The 1496-nt window shown below is 65.0% G+C and carries 1 protein-coding gene and 2 pseudogenes; all 3 read left to right on the forward strand.

What is annotated here, in order from left to right; translation table 11 throughout:
* Positions 1–81, forward strand: a pseudogene (locus L9Z73_RS30320) (metal ABC transporter ATP-binding protein); the annotation flags it as partial.
* Positions 78–977 (forward strand): metal ABC transporter permease, encoded by a 900-nt coding sequence (locus L9Z73_RS30325; protein ID WP_247408646.1) that lies wholly within the window; start codon positions 78–80, stop codon positions 975–977. The pseudogene L9Z73_RS30320 and the gene L9Z73_RS30325, both read left to right, overlap by 4 nt.
* A pseudogene (locus tag L9Z73_RS30330) lies at positions 977–1496 on the forward strand (metal ABC transporter substrate-binding protein); the annotation flags it as partial. The gene L9Z73_RS30325 and the pseudogene L9Z73_RS30330, both read left to right, overlap by 1 nt.

Raw genomic sequence — 1496 nt, forward strand, 5'->3', positions numbered from 1 at the left:
GACGCCACGCCCAAGGAGGCGCTGACCCCGGACCGCCTGCTGAGCCTGTTCTCCACCCACCCGCGGAGCCCGGCGCCATGAGTTATGAAGCGTTTCGCTTGATGGTCCAGGGCTGGGCCTCTTCCGGTTACCTGCCGGAGGCGCTGGCCTATGGTTTTGTGGTCAACGCCCTGCTCGCCGGCCTGTTGATCGGACCGGTGCTCGGCGGCCTGGGGACGCTGGTGGTGGTCAAGCGCTTTGCGTTTTTCTCCGAAGCGGTCGGCCATGCCGCACTGACCGGCGTGGCCGTGGGCATTTTGCTCGGCGAACCCTACACCGGGCCCTATGGCGCGCTGTTCGGCTACTGCCTGCTGTTCGGCATCCTGCTCAATTACCTGCGCAACCGCACCGGCTTGGCGCCGGATACCTTGATCGGCGTGTTCCTTTCGGTGTCCCTGGCGGTGGGCGCGAGCCTGCTGTTGATTCTGGCGGGCAAGATCAACGTACACATCCTGGAAAACGTGCTGTTCGGCTCGGTGTTGACGGTCAATGGCAACGACCTGCTGGTGCTGGCGATTGTCGGCGCCCTGGTGATGGCCCTCGCCCTGCCGCTGTACAACCGCATCATGCTCGCCAGCTTCAACCCGCAGTTGGCGGCGGTGCGCGGGGTGGCGGTGAAAACCCTGGATTACCTGTTCGTGATCCTGGTGACGTTGATCACCGTGGCGGCGGTCAAGGTCATCGGCGCGATCCTGGTGGGCGCGCTGTTGGTGATTCCGGCGGCGGCGGCACGCCTGCTGAGCCAGTCGCTCAAAGGCTTCTTCTGGATCTCCGTAGGGATCGCCACCGTCAGCACGTTGTGCGGCATCCTGCTGCCGATCATCTTCGACCTGCCCATCCCCTCCGGCGCCGCAATCATCCTGGTCGCCGGTATCGCCTTCGCCCTCGCCGCCATCGCGCGCGGCACCGTGCCCAGCCTCAAAGGGAATCTTGGATAATGCGCCCAGAATTTCGCCCACTGGCCTTGGCCATCGCTTGCCTGATCAGCGCGTCGGCGCTGGCCGTCGACGGTTTTGATCCGAAGAGTTTCAAAGTCAACCAAGGTCTGGGCCATGCCGCGCTGACCAAAGCGAAAAAACCTGTGAAGGTCCTCGCCTCGTTGCCCATTACCTATGGCCTGGCGGAGCTGCTGCTTAAAGGCAGCGACGTACAGCTCGAACGCGCCGCACCGGCCAACCTGCCCGGTTCGCGGCAGGTGTCCTACTTCACCGGCCGTGGCGCCCCGGCGCTGAACAAATTGGCGTTGGACGCCGATGCCGTCATCGGCCTGCGCTCGCTGTGGGCCGATGACCCGCTATACCCGGTGGCGCGGCGCAGCAATATCCGCATCGTCGAAGTGGACGCCGCGCGCCCGGTGGACGGTGGCTTGCCGGGGATCGCCGTGCAACCGGGCGTCAGCGATGGCTTGAACAGCCAGCCGTGGCAATCGAGCAACAACATGGGGCGCATGGCCGATG

The sequence above is a fragment of the Pseudomonas emilianonis genome, from assembly GCF_023072625.1.
GTDB classification, from domain to species: Bacteria; Pseudomonadota; Gammaproteobacteria; order Pseudomonadales; family Pseudomonadaceae; genus Aquipseudomonas; species Aquipseudomonas paraveronii.

Coding starts and splice junctions, on each gene's coding strand:
- L9Z73_RS30325 (WP_247408646.1), top strand. CDS start 78: ATGAGTTATGAAGCGTTTCGCTTGATGGTCCAGGGCTGGGCCTCTTCC.